The following is a 21,906-nucleotide window of genomic DNA, read 5'->3' on the forward strand; positions in this document are numbered from 1 at the left end:
CCTGCCAGTCGGGCGATCTCTTCTAAGGTATAGCCCATTCCCCCCCTCCTATGAGAGCGCTCCCAAAATAAATGCCCTGTTCCCCTCGACAAACCCTAGGAGTGCCGCAGTTCATAGACTCCATCTATTATGATTTTTTTAATTAAAAACCGAAACCAAGAACCAAATCTCCCGCGCTCAACAGCCTAATCTTATCTTGATCGGCCTTACTTGTCAAGGAATGCCGGAGGATATTCCTGAATGGATTCAGAACCTCTCCAGGGGAGCCCTTGACAGAATAGACGTTCTATGCTATAGATTATTTGGGAGCGCTCCCAAATCAGGGTTCCCACAGGCAGGCAAAAGCTCTCAAGATGCAGGCGATCGATGGCGGCCCGCGCTCTATAAAGGATCTCCCTATACTGGTTCAGGAGGAACAGCCATGAAGCGCCTCAGCCTGCTGCTCGTTCATCTGGCGGTCATTGGGGTGATGCTGCTCAGCGCCTGCCAACCCACCACGCCCACCCCCTCCCCTACGGCAGCGCCCGCGACTCAGCCGCCCGGACCGGCCCCCACAGCGACGCCGCCGCCTGCCACCCCCACCCCCGCCGTGGTGGTCTATCCGCGCGAGGAGACCCTCTACACCAGCGGCACTCAGTGGGGCCCCCCTTCGAACTGGAATCCGATCCAGGTCGGCACCAACGCGATGGGCACCATCGGCCTCTGCTATGAAACCCTCTTCCTCTACGATCCCCTGAAAGATGAATACATCCCCTGGCTGGCGGAGAGCGGACGCTGGGCGAGCGATAATGTCTACGAAGTGAAACTCCGCCAGGGGATCACCTGGGCGGACGGCCAGCCCATGACCAGCGCCGATGTGGTCTATACCTTCGAGCTGGGCAAGCTGGAAGGGGTTTACTATCGGCCCCTCTGGGACTGGCTCGAAAAAGTGGAAGCAGTGGATAACCTCACCGTCCGATTCACGTTCAAAGAGGTCCGCCATCAAGAGTGGGGCAACACCCTCTACTCCGTCGCCATCGTCCCCAAGCATGCATGGCAGGGCCGTTCCCCGGATGAGATCGTCAACGGCCAGAACCTGCCGCCGCTGTGCTCCGGGGCTTACGTCTATGAAGCCCATTCGGAGGACCGGGTGGTCTGGAAGCGCAATGACAACTGGTGGGCGATCAAGGTCCTGGGTAAATCCGTGGCCCCGCGTTACATCGTCGACATCGTCAACCCCAGCAACAACGTCGCCCTCGGGCTGGTGCTCAAGGGCGAGGTGGATCTGAGCAACAACTTCCTCCCTGGCATCGCCACGCTGGTGAAGGGAGGCTACGGCATTAAGACCTGGTATGACGACGCGCCTTACATGCTGGCCGCCAACACCGCCTTCCTGTTTATGAACCTCACCAAGAAGCCGATGGACGACCCGAATTTCCGGCGGGCGATGGCTTTTGCCATCAACGTGGACGAGATCGTAACCCGGGTCTATGGCAACATTGTTCAAAAGGCCAACCCCACCGGCCTGCTTCCGGTATGGGAGCGCTTCGTCGACCAGGCCGTGGTCAATGAGCTGGGGTTCTCGTATGATCCCAACCGGGCCAAGCAGATCCTGGCCCAGGCCGGCTATCGGGACGTGAATGGGGATGGCTTCGTGGAGGCGCCCGACGGCTCGCCCATCCAGCTGAAGATCATGGTCCCCTTCGGATGGACCGACTGGATGGAGGCCGCGAAGGTGATCGCCAGCAGCGCCCAGGCCGTCGGGATCAACCTCCAGGCCGACTTCCCGGACTTCGGAGGATACTGGGATCAGCTGACCGGCGGCACCTTCGACATGGCTATCAACAACTTCGGGTCCCAGATGAGCAACACGCCGTGGACCTTCTACTTCTGGCTGTTCCGGAACCCCATCACTCCCAAGATGAACGATGGAAACTACGGCCGTTATAATAACCCTCGGGTCTTCGATCTGGTGGTCCAGCTCGATAAGGTCCCGGTGGGCGATACGGCCGGCATGAAGCAGGTGATCTCCCAGATCCAGCGGATCCAGCTGACCGATATGCCCGCCATCCCGCTCTGGTATAACGGCCTCTGGTCGCAATGGAACGAGGCCCATTGGACCAACTGGCCGTCGGCCGCAGCGGGCGCCCCCAAGTATCTGCCATGCACATGGCGGGGCTACTGGAACATGACCGCCCTCTTGATGCTCACTGAGTTGAAGCCGGTTAAGAAGTAAGAGCTGGGCCGCTGATATATTCAGACAGGAGAGGCCTGTCCTCCCTCCCCTGTAGCCAGACGGACCCCGGGGAGGGGAGGATATGGGCGATTTGAACGGCTTGCATCCCCCTTTGCGGGATGATCCGGGTGGAGACTCCGGCGAGGATGAGGAGCGGACGTGGGGCGCTACCTGGGGCGTAAGCTGCTGATCTACTTGCTGACCTTCTTTTTCGCGGTCACCATCGATTGGCTGATCCCCCGCCTGATGCCAGGCAACCCGGTGGACACCATGATCGCCCGCATGGCCCTGCGGGCGGACGTTGCGGAGGTGTTGCGAAGCTACTACATCCGGGCCTTCCAGCTGGATCTTCCGCTCTGGCAGCAGTATCTCAACTTCTGGATCGCGCTGTTCCGGGGCGATCTGGGCGTCAGCACCTGGCTCTTCCCCCAACCGGTGATCGCGGTCATTTACCGGGCTGTGCCCTACGATCTCCTCCTGCTCCTGCCCGCGATCCTCCTGAGCTGGATCGCGGGCAACCAGGTGGGGGCGATGGCCGCGCGCGTGCGCTGGCTGGACAACACCATCCTTCCCCTGGGCTACATCCTGACCGCCACCCCGTATATGTGGCTGGCGCTGTTGCTGGCCTGGGCTCTGGGACACGTCGCCGGGCTCTTCCCCATCGCAGGCGCCTACAGTTTCAACATCCGACCCCATCTCTCGTGGCTGTTCATTCAGGACCTCCTCTGGCACTGGTTCCTCCCCTTCACTTCCCTGTTCCTGGTGATGTTCGGCGGATGGGCCATCGGCATGCGGAATATGATCATCTATGAACTGGAGGCGGATTATTCCCGCTATCTGGAGGCCCTGGGAGCCCCTCAGCGCCTGATCCGAAAATATGCGTTCCGCAACGCCATGCTTCCCCAGATCACCGGGCTGGCCCTTCAGCTGGGAGCGATCGTCGCCGGCGCCCTGGCGACCGAGATCGTCTTCGCCTACCCTGGGACCGGATATCTGATCCTGCAGGCGGTCCAGAACCAGGATTATTTCCTGCTTCAGGGGTGCTTTCTGTTCATTATCACCGGCGTGTTGCTGGCCAATTTCATCATCGACATCATCTACGCGCTGGTCGATCCACGCACCCGATTGGGAATGACAGGGGAATAGCGATGCGCGCCGGGATCCGCCACGAGTTCCTGTATTTCGCCCTGCGAAACGCCAAGCTCCGGGTCGGGCTTTCCATCCTGCTCCTGTTCATCGTCGCCGCCCTGATCGGCCCCCTGTTCGCCCGCTACGACCCGAACGCTTACGTGGGCCCGCCCGCCCATCCCCCCTCACCCGAATACTGGTTCGGGACCACGACTTTCGGCCAGGATGTGTATTCCCAGTTCGCCCACGGCCTGCGCTCGACGTTCGTCGTGGGCCTGATCGGCGGTGGGATCGGCACCCTGCTGGGCATCCTGATCGGCCTCGTCGCCGGCTACCGGGGAGGCCTCTTGGATGAGATCCTGAATATGTTCACTAACATCGTCCTCATCCTCCCCACCCTGGCCGTCCTGATCATCATCGCCGCCTATCTCACAGTGCGAGGCATCCTGGTGGAAAGCATCTTCATCGGATGCACCGCCTGGCCGTGGGCCGCGCGGGCCATCCGCGCGCAAACTTTCTCCCTGCGCGCCCGGGAGTTCGTGGATCTGGCCCGGATGAGCGGGAGGAGCTCGCTGAAGATCATGCTCACCGAGATCGCCCCCAACATGATGTCCTATCTCTTCATGACCTTCATCCTTCAGTTCGGAGGCGCGATCCTGAACGCCGCCACCCTGGATTTCATCGGCCTCGGCCCCACCCAGGGGATGTCCCTGGGGTTGATGATGAACAACGCAGTCTTGTGGGCGGCCCTTCAGCTGGGGATGTGGTGGTGGCTGATCCCTCCTGGCGCAGCAATCACGGCCATCGTCGGCGCGCTCTACGTGATGAACGTGGGGCTGGATGAGGTGTTCAACCCCAAACTCCGGGAGCTATGAGGCGCCTTATGGGCCTGAGGGTGGAAAACCTCCGCGTCTACTACCGCACCCTGCGGGGATATGTCCGCGCCCTCGAAGGGGCCACGTTCTCTGTCGCGGACGGCGAGATCATGGGGCTGGCCGGGGAATCCGGCTGTGGGAAAACCACCCTCGGCCACAGCCTGATCTACTTAAAGCCGCCGATGACCTACATCGAGGGGCGGGTGTTCCTGGACGGACGGGAGGTTCCCATCTGGGACATGAAGCGGATGAACGAGTTCCGGTTCCGGCGGATCTCCATCATCCCTCAATACGCGATGAACGCCCTGAACCCTACCCGCAAAATCGGCCGGATGATCGCCGAGCTGCTCGCCGCCCACAATGTGGATTTCAATGAGATCCTTCCGGAGCTGAAGCGGAGGCTGGACCTGGTTCAGCTTTCCCATGACGTGCTGAACATGTATCCCATCGAATTATCGGGCGGGATGCGACAACGGGTCGTCATGGTGATCTCCACCCTGCTCAACCCGTCGCTCCTGATCGCCGATGAGATCACCTCCGCCCTAGACGTCTCGACCCAGAAGGCGGTTTGCGAGATGATCGTGGAGTTCCGAAATCGGGGGTTTGTCCGCAGCACGATTTTCATCACCCACGATATATCCATTCTCTATCAGATCGCGGATACCATCGCGGTGATGTATGCAGGACAAATGGCTGAAAAAGCCCCCACGGAGGTGATCCTTCGCTCTCCCCGCCATCCTTACACCCGCATGCTGATCGCCTCCCTCCCCCGGGTCGGCGCGCGCTATCGCCAGGAGCGCCTGCATGGGATCCCGGGCGCCCCGCCTCGGCTCCTGGATCCCCCGCCCGGATGCCGTTTCCGGGATCGCTGTCCGGTCGCCTTTGAGCGTTGCCAGGAGACCCCTCCATTTGTTGAAGTGGAGCCGGGTCATTTCATAGCCTGCTGGCGGGAGATCTAAGATGCTGACCCTGGAAAAGGTGTCCAAGGTCTACCGGACCGGCGCCCTGGGCCTGGGGAAGCTCACTGCGGTGTTCGAGGTCAGCTTCGAGATCGGCGAGAAAGAGATCGTCGCCCTGATCGGGGAGAGCGGAAGCGGCAAGAGCACCATCGGCAAGATGATCCTCCGGTTGATCCCCCCCACCTCAGGGACAATTCGCTTCGAGGGAAAGGACATCTTCTCCCTGAAAGGCCAGGGGATCAAGGAATACTATCGGAAGGTCCAGGGGGTATTTCAGGACCCTTTCGCTTCTTACAACCCCATCTTCAAGGCCGACCGAATCTTCACGATGCTTCGGGAGGAGTTTTTCCCGGGCATCAGCCGCTCGCAATGGGAGCGCAAGGTGGAAGAAGCCTTGCGGGCTGTCGGCCTGAATCCACCGGATGTCCTGGGCAAATATCCCCATCAGCTGAGCGGCGGGCAGCTGCAGCGCTTTCTCATCGCCCGCGCCCTGTTGCTGGATATCCGGCTGCTGGTGGCGGATGAGATCATCAGCATGCTGGACGCTTCCACCCGCGTCGACGTGCTCAACCTGTTGGCGGACCTGCGGGATCGGGGCCTCTCGATTCTCTTCATCACCCATGATCTCTCCCTGGGGCATTACATCAGCGATCGATCGCTGGTCCTTTACAGGGGGCGCATCGTGGAGATGGGGCCGACGGAGAGGGTATATGCCCGGCCTCTCCACCCCTACACGGAGATGCTGATGGCCTCGGTTCCCCGCCTGGATCAGAAATGGACCCGGGAGCGCACCCATATCGAGAGGGGCGCTGCCTATGGATCGTCGGGATGCGTCTACTACGGCCGGTGCCCGATCGCACAGGAGATCTGCACACGGCGCGCGCCGGAGCTGGTGGAAGTGGAAGCCGGCCACCATGTGGCCTGCCATCTGCGATCTTAGAGCCCATCGCTTCGACCAGCGGTGAATTAGGGACTGGGGAACAGAGGTCCCGTCCGAGGAGGATGGTCCCTTCCCCCCCTTCTTCACCTCTCCCCAGGTCTGTTTGGAGGTGGAGCGGGGGGCCTTCAGCGTCGTTCGGATAGGCTCCTAAGAAGACGGGCCCTGGAATGAACCAAGACGCGCAGCGATCCCGAGGACCAGCACCAGCCATCCCAGAACCAGAACCAGGCCCTCCCGGCCGTCTGAACGAGCGACCCCGATCCGCGAGAGCGTGACCGAGCCAGCTTCAACCTCCAGCCGCAGCGTGTGCCAGCCTGTCGGGCCCGGCAGAACCACCTCCCAGGCTCCGGGGCGAAGAACGAACCTCTGGGGGATGTTTCCATCCCGCTCCACCCGGATCCGTCCGCCCGTTTCGCTTTCTCCCGATAACCGCAACGGGCCTCCGTAGAAGGTCCAGCTCGCCCGTGCCCCGGGGGATCCCCGGCGCCTCCCATCTCCTATCCGCTCCCATCCCCCTTCCCATCGCAACGCCCAGTGGTCGGCCGTATGAACGCCTGGATACATTCGAGGGGGCTGGTTGAAATACGCCTTCAGCGCCTCGTAAGCGGGAAGCGGGGTGAAATCCGGCTCCACGATGCGGAAGTAATAAAACGATTGATCCCGCTCCCGGTCGGAGGCGCGCTTGAAGAACCATACGCTGGCCACCGCCACCCACGGCCACTCCCGCTGGATCCGCTCGAAGGCCTCAACCAGATAACGGGCTTTCTGCTCCTCCGTCACCTGGCCGAACCGCTTGTCCCCGACCCAATCGGGGACCGCGTTCCAACCCATCTCCGCGATGTAAATCGGCTTGTGGGCGTCGCCGTGGCGGACCATCGCGTCGCGCACGTAGAGGGCGCGGTTGATGTTGATGACGTAGGGGCGAAGGCGGCGGTCGGTGGGGCCGGACCACAGGCCGTAGCCCTGGACGGAGAGGGCGTCGAAGCAGGCCCCCGCCCCCGCTCGATACATCCGTTCCAGGAACACCACGTCGTTGATCCCGTTCGGCGGATAGGGGTTCAGGGAGAGGGTGGGAGCCAGCGCCCCGGCGATCACCACGATCTGGGGATCCACCGCCTTCAACCGCCGGTAGGCGCGGCAAAGCAGATCTGTGTAAGCCTCCGGATCCACCGCGCAGGTCGGGCAAGCGCCCCATTCTGGAGCGATGTTGGGCTCGTTCCAGATCTGATAATGGAAAATCCGGCCGCGATAGCGGCGGGCCACCGCCTCCGCGAAATCGGCGAAATCCTCCGGGTTATCCGGCGGGGCGAAGGCCCCCCGCGCCTCTCCATCGCGGCGCGACCAGGCGGGCGGGCTGGTCAGGCGCACGATCAGGCGCAGGCCGTAGCGCTCCGCCAGATCCACGATGTGATCGTATTTCTCCCAGGCGGAACGATAGGGGATATGCCGGCGGTCTTCGAAATCCCCTTTCCCATGGATCTCGATATCTGCCCAGGGGAACTCCTGACGGATCCAGCGGAAGCCCGCCTCGGCGATCATGCGCACCGTCCGCTCGCGCTTCTCCGGCTCCACCTCCTGCTCCAGAAACGTGTTCACCCCGAAAGGGGGATCGTCGGTATGGGCGATGAGCCTTTCGGGGGCTAGCTGCAGAGCTGGACGTAGAGGATTGGTGAGGTAATGGAGAACGCCACGGAGACGGGCTAAGGGGTTTTCCTCGCCGGTCACCTCGTAGGCCCAGGCCATCCCAGCCGGCGAAATCCACAAGGCTCCGGAGAGGCCCAACAACCCGAGAATCCCAACAACGATCACCTGGCGCCGATGCATTCGATGCGCCTCTCCCACAGAGTTCGCTCTGTTTGAAGGAGCCGTTGGGGCCTGGGTAGGGCACCGCATGCAGCGGCCTGCCCAGCCCCCGAATTTTCCCCTCATGGGCTCCATACAATCAGCGGAGACCGTTAACCCGATCGCTCCCCGGAGGCCCCGGACGATTTGGAAGTCTTCGAGGAGGCGACGGCCTTGGCCACCCGGGCCTTGCGCGGAGCGGTCTTCCGTTTCGCGGAGAGCGGCGTTCCCTGATTCAGATAGGCCTCGATCTCCTCCCGGGCTTCCTCAAAACGGTGGATCAACTGCTCATCGGTGCCCTTGAACCCAGCCACGGCGCGCTGGGAGCACGCAGCGCAGCCCAGGGAAGCTCGATAACTGTCCATATCACAGGTCAGACAGCCCGCCAGCCGGATCACGGTCAACGACAGGGCCAGCGTGTCCGGATGCTCCTCCGGCAAACGGGCCACCCGGCGCACCAGCGCCCTCCAGGCTTTCCCCCGGGTCTCCGCCAGCAAAGGGATGCAACGCGGGGGGAACAAGATCTCACTTTCTGGATACATCTGGGTTCCTCCAACGGAGGGAGTGTCCGTCGGGTCCTCTCACCACGCCTGCTTGTGCTCCTGTCACCCCGGGCCAGAGCAGGCAGATGAGGGGTTGAAGAGCGACAGGATAAGCGTCCTCGCATTCCCTGTTTAAAAGCATTCTACCCAGATCGACCGCGATGACAACCCACGACTTCCCATTCAATAGAATCATAAATGATAATTATGGCCACTTTTTGGGATTAAATAATAAAATATAAATCGAATTTTGGCTTGAAATTCTGATGAAATGACTGAAATCATAACACATCGCCGCAAAACAGCATCATACAAATGGCGCCAATCCGTGCGATGGGATGGCCGGCGGCGGAGAATGAGCTGCACGTCCGTTATGCCCTTCGGCTCGCGAGCCACCCTCTGACATCTCTGCCGGCTTCGGACATCACCTGAACATTCGCCTGGCAGATCCCAATTGACGGGCCTGCGGGAAGGTGCAACAATCAGGGTGAAAACCGACCCCAGACGGCTGTGGCCTGGATCAGCTTCATCGGAAGGAAGCCTGTGGGCACCTATCGGCCTGAAAATCCATCCCTTCCTAAAGCGGGCACGGATCATCTCAGACGAAGTTCCTCGGGATCTTCCCGATGGATTTTAGTGATGGGCATCTTATTGGCCCTGGGGCCGGCGACGATCTCGCGCCTGGTCTCCCCCCTGCCCTCTCCTTCAGAGGCCCGGAGGCCGCCGGGTTTTCGCGTCAGCGGCCGGCTGATCCTGGATGCCAAAGGAAATCCGTTTGTCATCCGAGGGGTCAATCACCTTCATGTCTGGCATCCCCATCAAACCCGTGCTTTCGCGGATATCCGGAACGCCGGGGCAAACGCCGTTCGCGTTGCGCTGGGCAGCGGCCAGCGCTGGGGCCCCAGCCCAGCAACGGAGGTGGCAGACGTGATCCGGCGCTGTAAGCACCACCATCTGGTGTGTGTGCTACAGGTGCACGACACCACAGGATACGGAGAGCAGGAAGGCGCCGCCTCTTTAGACCAGGCAGTCGCTTACTGGCGATCGCTTTATCCTGTGCTGACCGGCGAGGAGGCTTATGTCATTGTGAACATTGGAAACGAGCCTCATGGAACCCGAAACGCGCGAAACTGGGTCCAGGACACGATCCGCGCCGTCCGCGCGTTGCGGCAATCCGGTTTCCGCCACGCCCTGATGGTCGACGCCCCCGATTGGGGGCAGGATCGGCAACGAATCATGCGGGACAACGCTCGTCGGATCCTGCGCGCAGACCCGGACCGGAACGTCATATTCAGCGTCCATATGTATGGCGCCTACAACACAGCCACAGCAGTTCAGGCCTACATCCGATGGTTCGTCGAGCGGGATCTCCCGCTGGTGATCGGCGAGTTCGGCTGGATGCATACAGACGGAGACCCGAATGAAGACGCGATCATGGCCTACGCCGACCAGTATCGGATTGGATACCTGGGCTGGTCATGGAGTGGAAATCACGAGAGCATGGCGTATCTAGATATGGTCCTCATGTTCGATCCGAACCGATTAACCCCGTGGGGGGAGAGACTAATCAACGGCCCGAACGGGCTGCGCAGCTCCCCGTATTCGGCAGAGGCCTCGGTATATCGTCCCTGAGACCTTCGCCGGGGATCACGACCGCGTCACCAGCACCGGGCCGCATCGTAGAGACGGCTGCTGGAGGAAGCCCTCGAGGCCCGCAAAGCCGCCCGTTGGGATCCCTCTGACCTGGCGATGGGGAACGCAGGCACCATGGGAAAGCGCTCCCCGACATACGTAGCGTCGGCGAGGAGAGGAGCGCGGCATGTCCAGATGGGCGCCAAGCCCCGGCTCATCCAGGAGGAAGGAGGATATGCTGGCCCGAGTCCGCATCGACGCAGAGACCCGCACGGTCACGGTGGAGTGGCCGGATGGCTCCCAGCGGATCCTCCCGTGGTCCAAACTGCGAGCGGCCTGCCCATGCGCCCTGTGTCGCGTTGAGGCCCAGCGGGCCCGGGAGGATCCGATGTTTTTGCGCCCTCCCCCAAACGACACACTGACAGATTTCGCTTACGTGGGAAATTACGCTGTGCGCTTCTTCTGGGGGGATGGCCATTCCTCGGGCCTCTACACCTGGCGCTATCTTCGGGAGCTCGACCCTGACGGCTGAGGGAGGCAAGCTATATATTTTGGAGGAATTGGGGGTTGGGGCGAGGCGCCTTGGGCGCCCCAACCCCTGACCACGCTTCTCCTCTCGCCCCGCGGCCCGAGGGGCCGTAATCCGCTATTCCCACGCCCCTCCGCCGAGGGCCAGCAGGTGCGGAGGGCAGATCCGCTCCTTCCCCCAAAGCAACGCCGCCGCCGGCATCGCACTCCATCCTTGCAATAACCCGCCGCGGGGATAAGGCGGCGAATAATATTCCACCGGTGTCAACCATCCGTTTTCCAGACTGTAGGACCACCATCGGGTGAGCACATATTTCCAATCCGGATCCTCTCGTTGAAGCAACAGCCACCCATAAACCCCATCCCAATACGGCCAATCCGCCCCATTATGGTAACGGTAAGGATGCGCTGACCTCCCGAAAAGATCCCGACGGTTCCTGTAGAGGGGGAAAACGGACATGACCCCCCAGTCCCCATAAGGTTGCTTCGGATTATAACGGGTCTGAAGCGATCGGGCAGCAGCCAGAATCCGGTGGGCCTGTTCCCTCTCAGCCAGGCCATATAGCAGCGTAACCAGGGTGTCGATGGAGAAATGATCCTCAACGTAGTTCGGCCGCCGATAGTTCACATAATGACCGCGAGCAGGATCCCAGAGTATGGTATTCAACGCCCGCTGCGCCTCCCACGCCCTGGACGCCAGATGCTCCGCCAGGCGCTCTTCCCGCAACGCCCGCGCGATCATGCATCCAGCTCGCAGCGCAGCGACATAGAGGGCTTGGTCATAGGTGACCCACGTTCCCCGGCGCACATTATCCGCCCAGTCGTTCGGCGCGTCCGGCTTCTCGACGAGCCCGTCTCCATTCGAATCCCGGGAGATCAAATACATCAGGGCGGACCGCGCCGCTGCCCAGAGCGGGCGCTCCCTTCCGGTATGAAGCGAAGGGACCCGCTCCTCCAACACCTGCCAATCCTCGGTGACCCGCAGATAGTCGTGAACGAGGAGGACGAGGAAGGCAGGGGCGTCCAGGTGATCCGGCAACCAGTCGGGAAGCCCGCCAGGCATCGGCCCCTCAGGGTGCAACAAATGAGGGGCGAAAACGCCGCTCGGACACGCTCCGTTCTCCCCTATCCCTCGCGCAATCGAGAGCAGATGGCGTCGCACCCACTCCGGCCGGAAGAAAAGAAGGGCCTGGGCCGTCCAGTATCCGTCGCGGAAATACAGCCGGGGGGGATAGGCGTAATCCGGACCCGCCACCAAGCCCGCGAACCCATCCGGGAGGGATTTATACATCGCGATGGCCGTGTTGAGCCCCGCCACGAAGAGGGACTGCAGAAGCGGATCCTCCCAGCGATGCAGACGGGAGAGCCACTCTTCGTAGCGGAGCGCCGCTTCATGGGCCGTCTCGATTTCGGCCGTAGGATTTTCTGTCGAGCCAGCAACCATCCCCCACGCCAGGCGCACCGTCTCCCCAGGCGAGATCGGCAGATCCCAGCGCAGATCCACTTCCCTCCCACGCGCCCGGATCTCCCCAGGGGCGATGCTGGAAACCCACCTCAGAGGCACCCGCCCATCCCCACGGATCCATCCACCCGGAAAGATCTGAACCCGTTCGGGGGCAGGAGGGAGCAGCCCCTTCGCCCATCCCTCCGACCACCAGCGGGGTTGAGCGATCCAGCGGGGGATCCGTTGGGCCAGCGCAGACCGCCAGCGATCCCTCCAAGACGTTGGCAGCGTGAACCGCAGATGGATCCTCAGCCCGATCCCCTGCTTCCGATCCCCGCGAGAACGCACGGTCAGGACCTGGAACACGCCGGGCGCCTCTTCGGATATGAAGCTGGACAGCCGCACCTCCAGCCCATCGCTGGCGCCCTCCAGCGTCCACCGACGCCCGATCGCCCGGCCTTCCCGGAACCGGAACGCTTGCTGATCCACCGTCAGGTCAAGTTCCCAGGCGCCGGCGTAAAATCCATCGGCCAACAAAAGATGAAGCGCATGGCCTCGCCCATCGAATCGAACGAAGAGACGGGGATTCCCCATATCGTAGAGGACGTGGGCGTCTGGATCCTCGATCCGCAGGGCTCCATCAGGTTGGGGGAAGACGCGCATCGATGACCTCGTTCCTCCATGCAGGATTCAACGTGGGCTGGAAAGATGATGGCGTTCCAACAGCCAGGCATGGGCCGGATCGGAAGCCACGCGCAGGTCGCGGCGCGGCCCGGCCATCGCCCACAGGTAGTAAACATCGTATCCGGGCGGGGCAGCCACCGGATGATAGCCCCGCGGGATGAGCACTGCCTCATCGGAGCGCACCGCGATCGCCTCGTCCAGGTCTCCGTCCGATGTATAGATCCACTGCAGGGCGAAGCCCTGGGGAGGATGGATTTTGTAGAAATAAATCTCCTCCAGGGCCGCCTCTTGCCCGGGGCGTTCCTCATCGTGCTTGTGGGGCGGATAGCTGGACCAGTTCCCTGCAGGCGTGAAGGTCTCCCCCACCAGGAGATGGAATGCCGCATCCTCCGGCCCCAACAGCTCCACGATCCGTCGCCGGAAGCCAGGCCCGCCAGCCTCCCGCGGCCGGAGATCCGCCGGCAGGATCAGGCGGACGGGGAAAACGACTTCGCCGGCGGCGTGGGCCACCGCCCACTCCGTCTCCTCCTCTGCCTCCAGAAAGACAGAATCCCCGGGCGGCACGTAGAGGGCTGTCGCCGGATCCGTGAAGACATCACGCCGGGCCACCTGCGCGGTCCGATCGGACCAGCGCAACTTCGCCTGACCGCGGAGCAACACCAGCAGGCTTTCCTCGCCGGGGAACGTCAGGACCTGCGCCATCCCCGCTTGCAAACGCAGGACCCCGAAGCGGAGATATCGCAGCGGCGTTGACCCCGGCTCCGCGATCCGAACGTATCCCCACCCAAGCGGAGCGCGCAATCGCAGGCTTCCCATGCCGCCTCCCGGTTGTCGATCCTCGAAACCGCTGACGTTCAGAGACTTGCCCCGCGCATCTGCTCCCTCATCCGTCGTTCGTCTTCCCCCACATGGCGGCTGCCCCAGAACGCCAGCGCGCTTCCAACCAGCGCCATAAGCGGCGCCACGAGCAGGCCGGCCTGCAAGCTCCCGGTTTGATCGGACAGCCATCCGATGATGGCCGGGGCAGGCGCGTTCCCCAGGATATGCACCAGCAGCAGATAGAGGCCGAAGGCGCTGGCCCGCATCGTGGGGATCGTCACCTGGTGCATGATCGGGCCCATGCAGGGGAAATAGAACGTGTAGAAAAAGAGCGCCAGGGCAGCCAGCAGAATAAAGGTTAGACGATCCGGCGCAAACAGCGCGCCTAGGGCCGGCAGGAAGCCCAGGGCGAAGCCCAGGCCGACCGTGCGCAGCCGCCCGCCGGGCGCGCGCTGGCGCCACCAGTCGGCCAGGAAGCCGCCGGCCAGGACGCCGAAGGCCCCCGTCAGGGCCGTGATGGCGCCGACCAGCAAGCCCGCCTCCCCCGGGGAGAACCCGTGCAGGCGCACGGCGAAGCTGGGCAGCCAGTAAGCCATCCCGCCCGTCGCGAAGGAAATCAACACGCCCGTCCCGAAGGTCCAGCGCAGCGTCGGGATCCGCAGCAGAGCCCGGACGGTGGGGAGAGGCGGCAGAACCGGCGGCGGGGGAAGCACCCCTTGCTCCCGCATGTCCGCCAAGTCGCTCTGGCCCTTGACGGGCTCCGGCATCCGCCAGATCAGGGCTGCCAGCAGGAAGCCAGGGAGAGCCGCTATCCCGAGGGCCGTCCGCCAGCCGAGGGCCTGACCGATCACCCCACCGATTCCGTAGCCGGCCGCCGCCCCCAGAATCACCCCCAGGTCGTGGATCCCAACTGCTCGCGAACGATATTGGGGCGGGAACACATCGCTGAGCCACGCCAGCGCGGAGGGGCCATAGCCCGCCTGTCCGAGCCCCAGGCCCGCCCGCCCCAGGAGCAGCATCCCATAGGACAGGGCCAGGCTGCTCCACGCCATCGCCCCGCTCCAGACCGCCACAGCCAGGGCGATCACCCGGCGCCGCAGCCAGCGGTCGGAGAGATAGGCGATCGGGAATGGGGCCAGGGCATAGATCACCCCGAAAGCGGTGTTCAGCAACCCCAGCTGCAGATCGCTCAGCGCCCACTCTCGCCGCAAAATCGGCACCAGGGCTGCGATGATCTGACGGTCCATGAAGTTCAGGAAATTCGCCCAGAACAAAACCAGCAGCGTCCAATACGCGATGGCCGGGATCCCCATCGTCTTCCCCCGAGGAAGAGAAGCTGAACACGCCGGCCGTCATCCGGCACCGCCCTCATCGGCGGGCGATCAGCACCGCGTAGACATCCAGCCGAAGCCGGATCCGATCACCTTCGAAGGCCCCTGCGCCGCCATCCGGCGAGATCCAGCGGCCGGATCGCCCGGAGGGGAATTGTATCTCGACTTCCTGCTCAGTCGCTCCGTAGTTCACCAAGTGGATCTGTTCCTCCGATCCCCTCCGCCAGACCTCGATCAAGACGGGCTGCGACGCGATGGCCCGCGGGGCGATCGGACCGATGGCCGCAAGCAGCTCCTGCCGAAGCGATGCGGGCGGCAGCTGGAAATAGGGAGATTGAACGAAAAAATGCACCATCTGCAGCCGATCCATCCATCGACGGGCCAGGCGGGATCGGAAGTAGGCGCGATAAAGGCCCAGGCCGATGCCTTCCAGAACCCGCCGGACGGCCGGGGCGATCGGCCGCTCCCCCCGGCCCAGATCCCTCCATCCGCGTAGCTCGGACAGAACGATCCATCGGCCGTGGAACCCGGCCGCCCCGGAAGGCGGCTGCACACTCACCAGAACGCGGGCATCCATCGCTTCATCGGGGGATCGGACAACGCGCCAGGGGATCCCGGCATCCAGCAGGGTTTGGGCGGCTCCGAAGTAGAGAGGGGCGATCCGTGTCCATTCCGCCCATAGAGCATCCCCGGGGTGCAAGAGCGCGAGGGGAGCGCAGTTCTCCCGCCCTTCGTAGAGCGCCGCGTGATCAGCAAGCCAGCGCTGATAGGTCCCGATCGCCCTTCGTTGCTCCGCGTATCGCGGGGCGGTGAGGACAGTGAACGTTCCCCCCTCGACGAACTCAGTCCCTTTGATCACCAAGATCGCCCCACACGCGGCGGCCTCCGCGATCGCCTGCTGGAACCGGCGCGGGGGATAGACCCCATCGAACCCGATCCCCCGGTCGTAAGGGAGGGTGCTGAGGGGCGTTTCACCGGCCAGGGCCCGCGCCGTCCGCAAGGTGAGGGCGTTGTTGACCAGTCGATCCCCGTCCCAGCGCGGGAGCCCGTAATCCTCGATCATCAGGATGTCCTGGACGCGGGCCAGCTTCGCCAGGTCGATACCGTAGATCAGGAAACTGGGGCGCATCACCGCGTCGAAGTCATTGGCGCTGATCACAATGTCCGGGCGGAGCGAGCGAGCGTAGTCCGCCAGGGCCGTCAGGGTGTCCGTCACCTGTTGCGCACGCCATCGGAGGTAAAGGCGCGCGGCTTCCTCCCGCTCCGGCTCCAGCGAGCGGGGGATCTCCAGCCCGGTTGCCTGCTGGAAGGCGCGGCGGCATCGGGGGCAGTAACAGCCGGCAGGCCCCAGCCACATCCGGGCGAAGAGAAGGGGCTGGGCCGCATGCCAGGGGTTGTCGAAGAAGATCCCATCGGCGCCCCGAGCGATCGCGTCCCGGATCCGGTCCCGCAGATGCGCCAGCCAGTCCGGGTGCAGCCAGCAGGTCATATAGCGGCCGGTGTAATAATAGATCGGACGGCCCCGAGGGTCCTGGGCGAACCAGTCGCGGGCCCGATGGCTGCCGTCGAAGACCGCATTCGAGGTCTGAATGTAGGCGAAGACGCGGATCCCCCGCTGGTGGTAGATGGCTGCTGCTTTCTCGAAGGTCTCCCAATCCTCCTGTTCGATTTCGGGAGGAAAGCCCCAATTGTAAGTCAGATACGCCCAGTTATTCCCCAGCTCCTCGGCAACCCGCTGGGCCCCGGCCTCTGTGTAAGCCTCCAGATGGGCCTCCACGTCCACCGGTGCCCCCATGAACTTGAGGCGGTTCATGCGGATGGTCCCCGGCCCCGCCCAGAGGTAGATCGGTCGATGTCGGCCGATGGAAAGCTCATCGTGACGCATCGTCGTCTCCGATCCGCTGATTGATTTGAAATGATGCGGTGTTGAGCGATCGGCATGTGAAGGCGCTATAGCGATCGCTCCTCCCCTATATTCCTCACCCCTCTGCAGTGAAACACTACCGAGATAGGAGTTCCACCGTTGGCTTCCTCCGGGGGCTTTGGGGTCTTGTTGATTCCCCCTCCCTACGGCCCTCGGGGCCGTGGGGAGGGAAGAACCCTTCCACCTCGTCCGACCGGCTTCCAATGGCATAACTCCGGCGAGAACTTTTCGGGCCGGGAAGGCTGTCTTCAGCGCCTGCCCGGCCCGAAGGCCTCTCCTCGCCCATTATGCCCCAGAGTTCATGATGGGTCCGAGCCGATCGCCCGCTTTATCCCACAGGGGCCACGGGCTGCCGTCGGGCCGCCGACGCTATCCCTTCACCGCGCCGGCGGTCAAGCCGGCCAGGAGATAGCGCTGGAAGAAGATCGCCAGGAGGGCGGGGGGTAAACTGGCCAGGACCCCCGCCGCGGAGATCAGGCCGTATTCCGTATAGTGTCGTCCGATGAACATCGCAATGGCCACCGTCACCGTGCGCTTCGTCTCGCTGGACGTGAAGATGAGCGGGATCATGAAGGCGTTCCAGGTTTGCATGAAGGTATACACCCCCGCGGCGAAAAGGCCAGGGACCGCGAGGGGCAGGATGACGTGGCGAAGCATCTGGAGCCGGGTGGCGCCGTCCACCAGGGCCGCTTCCTCCAGATCCACCGGGATGCTCAGGAAGTAGCTGCGCAGGATCCAGATCACAAAGGGCAGGTGGAAGGCGGTCAACAACAGGATGACGATCTCCAGGCGATCCAGCAGGCCGAAGCGGCTCATCACCAGGAACATCGGGATCAGCAGGACGATCACCGGCACCATCTGGACGAGCAGGAATAGATACAGCAGGCGGTCGCCCAGCGGCATCTGTAGGCGCGCGAACGCGTAGCCAGCCAGGACGCCGAAGAGCAGGCACAGGGCGGTCACCCCGCTGGCCACGATCATGCTGTTCCGAAGGGAGAAGCGAAACGCCCGCAGGGTGACCGTAGTCAGAGTGGTCCCTTCGATCTCTCCACCGAACAGCAGATGGGAGTAATTCGAAAAGTCAGGCGGCCAAGGGATCCAGCGCGGAGGGATAGACAACAGGTCGGCGGGCGAGGCGATGCTGCTGATGACCAGCCAGGCCAAGGGCAGGGTGATGAACAGGAACACCCCAACGACCAGGAGGATCTGGAACAGGGCGGCCAGGATGCGACGCCACCGACGCGCGGCCAGGAGCCCACCGATCTCCATCCGGGCGATCATAGGCGCGCCTCCCCGGGTCGAGTGATCCGGCTGTAGAGCACCGTCAGGCCAACGGCGGTCAGGGCGATCAGCCAGGCCAGCGCCGAGGCATAGCCGTATTCCAGCCGCTGGAAGGCGGCGTCGTAGAGGTAATAGCCGATCACCTGAGTGGCGTTGGCTGGACCGCCGCCTGTCAACACATACACCAGGTCAAAGAGGGTGAGGGCATCGATGGTCTTGAGGATCAGGTTGATCAACGTAATGGGCATCAGCAGCGGGAGGGTGATGTGGCGGAAGCGGGCCCACCATCCCGCCCCATCCACCTGGGCGGCTTCGTAGATCTCCTCGGGGATGCTCTGCAGGCCGGCCAGATAGAGCAGCGTCATCATCGGCACGGTGGCCCAGGTGTTGGCCAGCGCCACCAACAGCAGCGCCCGCTGGGGATCCAGCAGCCAGGGGATGTAGTCCCGGATGATCCCCAGCTGGTAGAGGACCCCGTTGAGGGCGCCATAGTGGGGATCATAGATCCGGCTCCACAACAGCCCCTGCACAGTGCCCGGCAGGATCCAGGGGACGATCAGCAGGCCGCGGACCAGGCCTCGAAGGGGGAAAGGCCGGTTCAGGATCAGGGCGAACGCCATCGACAGCGGGATCCCCAGGCCGATCCCCACCGCGGCCAGATAGAGGGAGCGCCCGGCCGCCGCCTGGACGTCGGGGGAGGACAGGGCCTGAAGATAGTTCCAAAGGCCCACGAATCGGGGCCCCAGCCAGGGCGCCCGGATGTTGAGGTCATAAAGGCTGATGACCAGGGAGTGGAAGAGGGGGTAGAACAGAAGGCTGACGATCATCGCCAGGCCAGGCGTGATCATCAACAGCCCTACCAAGCGGGTGCGGTAGCGCAGGGTCCTGGATTTCGCCATCAGGAGGTGCAGGTTTGTCCTCGCCCGGATTGTCACTTCCATCACAAGTCCTCCTGGCCTAGGGGTCAGCGGCCCGGCGATATGAGGAGCCCTTGATCTCATACGGCCGTGCGAGAAAAGAACGCGGGGGACAACGATCCCCCGCGAAGGAGTTGCAGAAGCCCTGCGGCGCACAGAAGATGCCGTGGGCGGGCCTTGCCGCTCCCCGGCCCGCCCACGGGGAGGAGAGCCGATCACCGACCGTATTTGGCCTTCAACTCACGGGTGTAGGCGGCCACTTCCTCCAGGGCCTTCTGCGGGGTCTTCTGCTTGGTCAGCACCTCCTGGATGGCCTTCTGCATGGCCGCCGACCACTCCTGGTAATACGGCAGGGCGGGGCGCATGGCCAGGAAGGCGGCCTGCTGGAGCATCACGTCGCCGCCCGCCTGCTTCAGCTTCATCGAGACCTCGGGGTCGTTCAGGACGCTCTTCCAGCCGGGCGGCGCGCCCTCCTTCAGGAACATGAACTTCTCACCCTCCGGACCGGCAATGCAACGGAGGAACTCCCAGGCAGCCTCGGGGTTCTTCGAGTAGGCGGAGATCGCCCAGCCCATCGGACCGGCCACGGAATACGGGCCGCCGGGCCCCGCGGGAGCCAGGGCGATGTCGAACTCCCCAGCTCGCGGCGACTTGGCCGGATCGTTCATCACCAGCAGCGGGGTGCCCCACAGGAACACGAAGGCTCCCTGGCCGGCCAGCATGACGTCCCGCCGCTTGCCGCCGCCCCGCAGGGTCAGGGCCGCTGGATCGATGATCTCATACTTGTGCATCATGTCATACATCAGCTGCAGGGCCTGGACCCCCGCGCCCTGGTTGAAGACCGGGTTGCCCTGAGCGTCGAACAGCTCGCCGCCCAGGCTCTTCACCAGCATCACGTAGTCCACCGTGACCTGCTCGTAGTTGGCGGCCCAGCTGAAGACCATCGGATACTTCACGATGCCCTTCTTCTTCAGGTCCAGGCTCATCTGGATGAGCTCGTCCCACGTGCGCGGCGGGCGGTCGTAGCCGGCATCCTTCAGCATCTTCTTGTTGTAGACAAACGACATCCACTCCGCCTTCCAGGGCAGGGCGATCCACTTGCCCTCATAGATCACCCCCTTCTCGGCGAAGGGCAGGATGTCCGCCCGCATCTCCGGGGTGAGGAAGCCCTCCAGCGGATAGGTGTAGCCGGCCGCGGCATACTGGGGGAGATCGATGATGTCGACATAGAACAGGTCATAGGTGGGGAGCTTGTTCGCCAGGGCGGCTAAGAGCTTGGGGCGCACCTCTCCGTGGGGAACTACTTCGACGTTCAGGCGGATGCCGGTCTTCTCCTCGCACCGCTTCTGGAGGGCGATCATGTTCTCCGTCTGTCCTTCAGGGTTGTCCAGAAGCGTCAGGGTGACACCGGCGAAGCGGGGCGTTGGAGTAGCGGGAGGGGTGGGCGTCACTTCGATGATCCGGGTCACCTCCACGGGCTTCTCCACCACTGCCGGGGTGGGCGTGGCGGCCGGGACGCACGCGCCCAAGAGAAGCCCTAGGATGACCCAACCGATCCAGACCGCAGAGACCTTGGAGCGCTTCACGGTTTTCATGGCGATCCCTCCGGAACAGGTTTAGGGGGGCTCGAGGCGCGAACGATCAATGGCATCGGCAAAACCACCTCTGACGGCTGAGGCTTCTCGCCAGCGATCAGCCGCAGGACCATCTCCACCGCCTGCATGCCCAGCTCGAACTTAGGAGGACGCACCGCTGTGAGAGGGACCTCCTGAAGGGCAGCCGCTTCGCTTTCATCCAGGCTGACCAGAGCGATATCCTCCGGAACTCGAAGCCCCAGATTCCTTAAGAGGGCCAGCACCACCACATCGCGATCGGTTAACAACGCATCCGGCGGGGGATCCGCCTGCAGGAGCCGGGCCACTTCCTCCATGGAGGGATCGTCCCGTGGTCGCTCAGGGATGCTCACCAGGGCCGGATCATACGGAAGGCCCACCTCCTGAAGGGCGCGCTGATAGCCCCTTAGGCGCTCCTGGCCATAACTGAACCGCAACGCCTGCCCCAAGAAACCGATCCGCCGATAGCCCCTCTCCATCAAATGGCGCGTCGCCATATAAGCGCTTTGTTCATAATCCTGGAACACACAATAGCCGGTATGACCAGGGATCCGCCGGGCGATCAGCACCGCTGGGAACTCCCTGGCCCACAGATCCAGGATCCACTCATCCGGGATCGAACTGCCCAGCAGGAGAAGGCCATCCACCAAACCCGATCGCAGCATGCGGCGCCAGGAGGGGGGATCGAGGCGATGAGGAGCGGTGAACAACATGACGTTATATCCCTTCATCTCGGCCGCATAGCTGATCCCACGCACATACTCGAGGAAATAAGGGGTCGCGAAGTTGGAATCGCCCAGGCCAGCCAGCACCAGCCCCAGACACTCCGAACGTTGAAAGGCCAGCCGCCGGGCGGAGGCGTTGGGGTGATAGTCCAGCTCCTCCATCGCCCGCAACACCCGCTCCCGGGTCTCCGGGGCCACCGGGCGGGGTCCACCATTAATCACATAGGAAACCGTTGCCACCGAAACCCCTGCCCGCCGCGCCACATCCTGAATCGTGACATCCCGAGATCCCCTGCGCGGCATCGAACCGGCCTCACATCCGGATCTAACCGGTTAGTCTAAGCGATTAGATTATAAGGGAACTTGAAATGTCTGTCAAGAGGATGTGGACCATCGGATAGAAAGGATACCGTCGGCTTCCTCGGGAAGTCTTTTACCCTCCTCCCCACGTCTTCGGGCCGTGGGGAGGGAGGAATGGGGGTGGGCGGGGCCGCCTTCGGCGGCCCC

General features: G+C 63.2%; 17 protein-coding genes. 7 read left to right on the top strand and 10 right to left on the bottom strand.

Annotated features, from left to right (window positions below; genetic code table 11):
- The first annotated feature begins 421 nt into the window (after positions 1-421).
- The 5 genes from NZM16_RS00500 to NZM16_RS00520 all read left to right on the top strand — a co-directional run bounded on the left by NZM16_RS00500 (position 422) and on the right by NZM16_RS00520 (position 6,117).
- Positions 422-2,215, top strand: coding sequence for an ABC transporter substrate-binding protein (locus NZM16_RS00500; protein WP_295477756.1), 1,794 nt, complete (start codon positions 422-424; stop codon positions 2,213-2,215).
- Between the two features lie 159 nt (positions 2,216-2,374).
- The gene (locus NZM16_RS00505) at positions 2,375-3,361 is read left to right on the top strand and encodes an ABC transporter permease (RefSeq protein WP_295449379.1); all 987 of its coding nucleotides are present in this window, start codon (positions 2,375-2,377) and stop codon (positions 3,359-3,361) included.
- Positions 3,362-3,363: 2 nt separating this feature from the next.
- Positions 3,364-4,218, top strand: coding sequence for an ABC transporter permease (locus NZM16_RS00510; protein ID WP_295449376.1), 855 nt, complete (start codon positions 3,364-3,366; stop codon positions 4,216-4,218).
- Between the two features lie 8 nt (positions 4,219-4,226).
- Positions 4,227-5,177, top strand: coding sequence for an ABC transporter ATP-binding protein (locus tag NZM16_RS00515; RefSeq protein ID WP_295449373.1), 951 nt, complete (start codon positions 4,227-4,229; stop codon positions 5,175-5,177).
- Between the two features lies 1 nt (position 5,178).
- A complete protein-coding gene (locus NZM16_RS00520; protein ID WP_295449370.1) occupies positions 5,179-6,117 on the top strand; it encodes an ABC transporter ATP-binding protein in 939 nt (312 codons plus the stop codon).
- 147 nt (positions 6,118-6,264) lie between these two features.
- Here the strand turns inward: NZM16_RS00520 and NZM16_RS00525 are convergent, their stop codons facing one another.
- Both NZM16_RS00525 and NZM16_RS00530 read right to left on the bottom strand, forming a co-directional pair.
- Positions 6,265-7,941 carry a cellulase family glycosylhydrolase gene (locus tag NZM16_RS00525; protein WP_295477759.1) on the bottom strand — a complete coding sequence of 559 codons (1,677 nt, stop codon included), beginning with the start codon at positions 7,939-7,941 and terminating at the stop codon, positions 6,265-6,267.
- A gap of 131 nt (positions 7,942-8,072) precedes the next feature.
- Positions 8,073-8,501 carry a hypothetical protein gene (locus NZM16_RS00530; RefSeq protein WP_295449364.1) on the bottom strand — a complete coding sequence of 143 codons (429 nt, stop codon included), beginning with the start codon at positions 8,499-8,501 and terminating at the stop codon, positions 8,073-8,075.
- Between the two features lie 639 nt (positions 8,502-9,140).
- Between NZM16_RS00530 and NZM16_RS00535 the strand changes: the two genes are divergently transcribed.
- A complete protein-coding gene (locus NZM16_RS00535) occupies positions 9,141-10,133 on the top strand; it encodes a glycoside hydrolase family 5 protein (protein WP_295449362.1) in 993 nt (330 codons plus the stop codon).
- Positions 10,134-10,368: 235 nt separating this feature from the next.
- Complete coding sequence (locus NZM16_RS00540; RefSeq protein ID WP_295449360.1) at positions 10,369-10,665, top strand: DUF971 domain-containing protein; 297 nt, start codon at positions 10,369-10,371, stop codon at positions 10,663-10,665.
- A gap of 114 nt (positions 10,666-10,779) precedes the next feature.
- On the opposite strand, the gene NZM16_RS00545 is transcribed toward NZM16_RS00540, so the two are convergent.
- The 8 genes from NZM16_RS00545 to NZM16_RS00580 all read right to left on the bottom strand — a co-directional run bounded on the left by NZM16_RS00545 (position 10,780) and on the right by NZM16_RS00580 (position 21,702).
- Positions 10,780-12,768: a GH116 family glycosyl hydrolase gene (locus tag NZM16_RS00545; RefSeq protein ID WP_295449357.1), complete on the bottom strand. Its 1,989-nt coding sequence runs from the start codon at positions 12,766-12,768 to the stop codon at positions 10,780-10,782.
- A gap of 27 nt (positions 12,769-12,795) precedes the next feature.
- Positions 12,796-13,605 (bottom strand): 5-deoxy-glucuronate isomerase, encoded by an 810-nt coding sequence (iolB, locus tag NZM16_RS00550; protein ID WP_295477762.1) that lies wholly within the window; start codon positions 13,603-13,605, stop codon positions 12,796-12,798.
- Between the two features lie 38 nt (positions 13,606-13,643).
- Entirely contained in the window at positions 13,644-14,921 is a 1,278-nt protein-coding gene (locus NZM16_RS00555; RefSeq protein ID WP_295449351.1) for an MFS transporter, read from the bottom strand.
- A gap of 55 nt (positions 14,922-14,976) precedes the next feature.
- Positions 14,977-16,824 carry a hypothetical protein gene (locus NZM16_RS00560; RefSeq protein WP_295449348.1) on the bottom strand — a complete coding sequence of 616 codons (1,848 nt, stop codon included), beginning with the start codon at positions 16,822-16,824 and terminating at the stop codon, positions 14,977-14,979.
- Between the two features lie 408 nt (positions 16,825-17,232).
- The gene (locus NZM16_RS00565) at positions 17,233-18,144 is read right to left on the bottom strand and encodes a carbohydrate ABC transporter permease (protein WP_295449346.1); all 912 of its coding nucleotides are present in this window, start codon (positions 18,142-18,144) and stop codon (positions 17,233-17,235) included.
- The gene (locus NZM16_RS00570; protein ID WP_295449343.1) at positions 18,141-19,085 is read right to left on the bottom strand and encodes a carbohydrate ABC transporter permease; all 945 of its coding nucleotides are present in this window, start codon (positions 19,083-19,085) and stop codon (positions 18,141-18,143) included. Before NZM16_RS00570 ends, NZM16_RS00565 begins: the two co-directional genes overlap by 4 nt.
- A gap of 191 nt (positions 19,086-19,276) precedes the next feature.
- On the bottom strand, positions 19,277-20,656 hold the full coding sequence (locus tag NZM16_RS00575; protein WP_295477765.1) for an extracellular solute-binding protein: 1,380 nt from the start codon (positions 20,654-20,656) through the stop codon (positions 19,277-19,279).
- The gene (locus NZM16_RS00580) at positions 20,653-21,702 is read right to left on the bottom strand and encodes a LacI family DNA-binding transcriptional regulator (RefSeq protein WP_295449338.1); all 1,050 of its coding nucleotides are present in this window, start codon (positions 21,700-21,702) and stop codon (positions 20,653-20,655) included. Before NZM16_RS00580 ends, NZM16_RS00575 begins: the two co-directional genes overlap by 4 nt.
- Between the last annotated feature and the right edge of the window lie 204 nt (positions 21,703-21,906).

It is taken from the genome of Thermoflexus sp. (assembly GCF_025055495.1).
In the GTDB taxonomy this organism is placed as follows: domain Bacteria; phylum Chloroflexota; class Anaerolineae; order Thermoflexales; family Thermoflexaceae; genus Thermoflexus.

Excerpts from the sequence above, each read along its gene's own strand:
- NZM16_RS00560 (WP_295449348.1), bottom strand. The coding sequence starts at position 16,824 with ATGCGTCACGATGAGCTTTCCATCGGCCGACATCGACCGATCTACCTC.
- NZM16_RS00535 (WP_295449362.1), top strand. The coding sequence starts at position 9,141 with ATGGGCATCTTATTGGCCCTGGGGCCGGCGACGATCTCGCGCCTGGTC.
- NZM16_RS00510 (WP_295449376.1), top strand. The coding sequence starts at position 3,364 with ATGCGCGCCGGGATCCGCCACGAGTTCCTGTATTTCGCCCTGCGAAAC.
- NZM16_RS00525 (WP_295477759.1), bottom strand. The coding sequence starts at position 7,941 with ATGCATCGGCGCCAGGTGATCGTTGTTGGGATTCTCGGGTTGTTGGGC.
- NZM16_RS00545 (WP_295449357.1), bottom strand. The coding sequence starts at position 12,768 with ATGCGCGTCTTCCCCCAACCTGATGGAGCCCTGCGGATCGAGGATCCA.
- NZM16_RS00555 (WP_295449351.1), bottom strand. The coding sequence starts at position 14,921 with ATGGGGATCCCGGCCATCGCGTATTGGACGCTGCTGGTTTTGTTCTGG.
- NZM16_RS00500 (WP_295477756.1), top strand. The coding sequence starts at position 422 with ATGAAGCGCCTCAGCCTGCTGCTCGTTCATCTGGCGGTCATTGGGGTG.
- NZM16_RS00575 (WP_295477765.1), bottom strand. The coding sequence starts at position 20,656 with ATGAAAACCGTGAAGCGCTCCAAGGTCTCTGCGGTCTGGATCGGTTGG.
- NZM16_RS00515 (WP_295449373.1), top strand. The coding sequence starts at position 4,227 with ATGGGCCTGAGGGTGGAAAACCTCCGCGTCTACTACCGCACCCTGCGG.
- NZM16_RS00540 (WP_295449360.1), top strand. The coding sequence starts at position 10,369 with ATGCTGGCCCGAGTCCGCATCGACGCAGAGACCCGCACGGTCACGGTG.
- NZM16_RS00565 (WP_295449346.1), bottom strand. The coding sequence starts at position 18,144 with ATGATCGCCCGGATGGAGATCGGTGGGCTCCTGGCCGCGCGTCGGTGG.
- NZM16_RS00530 (WP_295449364.1), bottom strand. The coding sequence starts at position 8,501 with ATGTATCCAGAAAGTGAGATCTTGTTCCCCCCGCGTTGCATCCCTTTG.
- NZM16_RS00520 (WP_295449370.1), top strand. The coding sequence starts at position 5,179 with ATGCTGACCCTGGAAAAGGTGTCCAAGGTCTACCGGACCGGCGCCCTG.
- iolB (WP_295477762.1), bottom strand. The coding sequence starts at position 13,605 with ATGGGAAGCCTGCGATTGCGCGCTCCGCTTGGGTGGGGATACGTTCGG.
- NZM16_RS00580 (WP_295449338.1), bottom strand. The coding sequence starts at position 21,702 with ATGCCGCGCAGGGGATCTCGGGATGTCACGATTCAGGATGTGGCGCGG.
- NZM16_RS00570 (WP_295449343.1), bottom strand. The coding sequence starts at position 19,085 with ATGGAAGTGACAATCCGGGCGAGGACAAACCTGCACCTCCTGATGGCG.